Genomic DNA, 2,097 nt, shown 5'->3' on the forward strand with positions numbered 1-2,097 from the left:
CTCGCAGAGCGTGCAGCCGCTGGTCGACCTCTCGGGCGTGCTCGGCGCGGGGGTGCTCGCGCTGGGCGAGGGGCTGGGGCGCACCGTGGCCGGGTCGGGCCCGCACACGATGCGGTTCTGGGCGTTGTAGGTGGTCTCCCAGCTCTCGCGCTGCTCGGGCCCGCCGCCCACCGGCGTCATGACGCGCGTGACCGTGACGTCGAAGCCGGTGTTCGGGGACTGCGGCGAGCAGCCGCGGCCGGTGTCGTAGACGGTGCGCGGGGCGCGGGTGTTGTAGCGCCCGCTCTTCTCGGCGCGCACGTCCCAGCGCTTCGTGCCGTACATCGAGACGGTGAGCTGGTTGCCGCTGATGCCGGCGGTGATGTGCACGCCGTGGCCGGAGTCGTTGCGGAAGCGGTTGTCGATGCTGCGCCAGTCGATGGTGGCCTCGCGGCCCTCGGGGTAGCGGGAGATGTAGAACGAGTGCGGCTTGTGCTCGACCTCGTCCAGGCCGGCGAAGAACACCGCGTTGAAGAGCGTGGTGGACAGCTGCGAGACGCCGCCGCCGTAGTCGTCGACGAGGCGGCCGCCGGAGATGACGGGGGCGCGGTTGTAGCCGCGGGCGGCGGTGCGCTCGCCGACCGTGTCGTTGAGGGAGAACTCCTGCCCCGGGCGCAGCAGGGTGCCGTCCACGGCGGCGGAGGCGATGCGGATGTTCTCGGTGCGGGCGCGGTCGGCGGTGAGGTTCGTGGTGAACGTGGAGATCTGCTCCACGATCCCCAGCGACTGCAGCTCCTGCGTGCCCAGCGCGGGCGCGACGCCGGCCAGCGGCACCTCCGCGCGCCGCGGCGCGGCGGCCGGGTCGGCGCCCGCACCGGCGGCCGGGGCGGTGAGCGCGGCGGTCACCGCACCGGCCAGCGCCTCGGGCACCACGTCGGTGCCCTCGACGGCGGGCACCACGGACGGGCGCGCGTCGACGACCTCGATGCGCGCGTCCTGCGGGGCGGTCTCGAAGGCGGGGTCGGCGGCCAGCACGGCGCTCTCCAGCGCGGCGCCGTCGGCGACCAGGCGGGCCCGGCCCTCCACGGCCCGCACCGACAGGGCGGGCGCGAACGCGGCCGGGGCCAGGCGCACCTCGCGCCCGCCGCCGGCGACGACGAGGTCGGCGGCCACGGCGGGGCGCGCCACCCGCTCGACGGCCCCGGCGACGTCGCCGGCGTCCAGGGCGGGTTCCAGCACGCGGGCGGGCACCTGCACGGGGGCGTCGGCGGGCCAGGCGGCGGCGACGGCGTCGGCGGTGCGCTCGGCGTCCAGGCCGCGGCCGGGCGCGGGGACGGTGGGCACGGGCTCGACGGTGGCGGGGGTGCCGGGGCGCACCTCGAAGGCGACGGCGCCCTCCACGGCGGGCCGCTCCACCTGCTGCGCCAGCGGCTGCAGGCCGGCGCGCAGCGCGGCGCGGTCCACGGCGGTGGCGGGGCGCTCCTCCTCGCCGCCGGTGACGTGGCGCCACAGGTCGGCCGGGCTCCACGCCGGGCCGGTGAGGGCGCGGGCGGTGGCGGGCACGTCCAGGGCCAGGCCGGCGGCGGCGGGCTGGACGGCGCCCTCGACGTCGCCGGCGGGGCCGGTGACGCGCACGGTGACGGGGCGGGCGAGCACGGCGGCGGCGGGGGCGGCCAGGGCGCGCTCGACGCCGGCGCGGTCCAGGCCGCCGACGTCGGTGCCGAGGACGGTGGTGCCGCGGGGGGCCTGCCCGCCGAGGGCGAGGGCGGCGGCGAGGTAGCCGCCGGCGAGGACGGCGGCGCCGGCGCCGAGGCCGGCGAGCAGCTTCGTGCGGGGCCGCGGGGCGTGCCGGCCCCTGCCGCGTCGGCTGCGCGCCGCGTCCTGCTCCGCCGGCCGGTCCACCCGCTCGTGCACGTGCTCGTCCCCCGCTCGCTCCGCGCGGCCCACGCCGCGCGACCCCGCGCACACCCTAAGCAGCCGGGGGTGCACCGCCGGGCACATCACCCCGACGGCTCCCGATCCACACCGCATCCGATACAGAACGAATCGAGGAGGGCTACGCTGGGGGCGTGACCGCCGAACCCGCCCCGGGGGCCGCCCGCCCCGCCGGGGCGGGTT

The 2,097-nt window shown here is 79.0% G+C and carries 1 protein-coding gene; it reads right to left on the minus strand.

Features of this window, described 5'->3' with window-relative positions; all coding sequences use genetic code 11:
• Positions 1-1,926: VanW family protein (locus GTR00_RS25245; protein ID WP_166613246.1), on the minus strand; the 1,926-nt coding region annotated here is incomplete at its 3' end.
• Positions 1,927-2,097: the final 171 nt, after the last annotated feature.

Origin of the sequence: Kineococcus indalonis (assembly GCF_009906395.1) — a bacterium.
Lineage (GTDB): Bacteria > Actinomycetota > Actinomycetes > Actinomycetales > Kineococcaceae > Kineococcus > Kineococcus indalonis.